The sequence below is a fragment of the Vibrio sp. 2130-1 genome (genome assembly GCF_033339515.1).
This window is the reverse complement of the sequence record NZ_JAWOUT010000391.1, coordinates 1-638: the sequence shown is the minus strand read 5'-3', so window position 1 is coordinate 638 and position 638 is coordinate 1. Positions and strand designations below refer to the sequence as shown.

Annotated in this window: 1 protein-coding gene; it reads right to left on the bottom strand. The window is 50.5% G+C overall.

Annotation, left to right across the window (positions count from 1 at the left end; translation table 11 throughout):
- On the bottom strand, positions 1-638 hold a 638-nt coding region (locus R7Q09_RS26425; protein WP_318143976.1), incomplete at both ends, for an ABC transporter substrate-binding protein.

Sequence of the window (638 nt, the reverse complement as noted above, 5' to 3'; positions counted from 1 at the left end):
CACTTCGGCTAACTGCTCCGGTCGAATCAAATCACTGATGTATCGGCGCTGAGCCTGAGACAAAGCGTGCTTCGCATGATGGTTAAACAGTGCGAACAAACAACCGTCTTCAGTTCGACTGCGTTTGCTCGCTGGGGACGTTTCACTGTTCGGTGTCGACATGTAGTGACCGCACATGTCATCAACAAGGACTGGCTGTGGTTGCAGAGTATTCGCAGCGAGCGATGGGTTCTCCATCTTTTCATCGTTGACGATCCAGATCGTCACCAAATCCGTTAGTACTCGACACGCGTAATAGCCATCAAACGCTTGCAGTTTCAAACGGTTTTCACTGTGTTCAACGACGGAAAATGGCCCACTCCCCACCACCAACTTGTTGTTCGCAACGTTCACCTGACTCACGGGCTGAATGCCATATTTCACGCCAGAAATAAGCCCAGCAAAACCCAAGTCAGGTCGGTTAAGTGTAAACACCACTTTGAGAGGGTTTGGCGCAGTCACGTTCGCCACATGCGCGAGTTCTTTCTCGTAGTATTCTAGTGAGCTCAATTTGGCAAACAAACTCACCACCGTGTCGGCATCGATTGGGTTGCCATTATGGAAGGTAAGCCCGGGGCGAAGGTAAAACGTCCATTCGA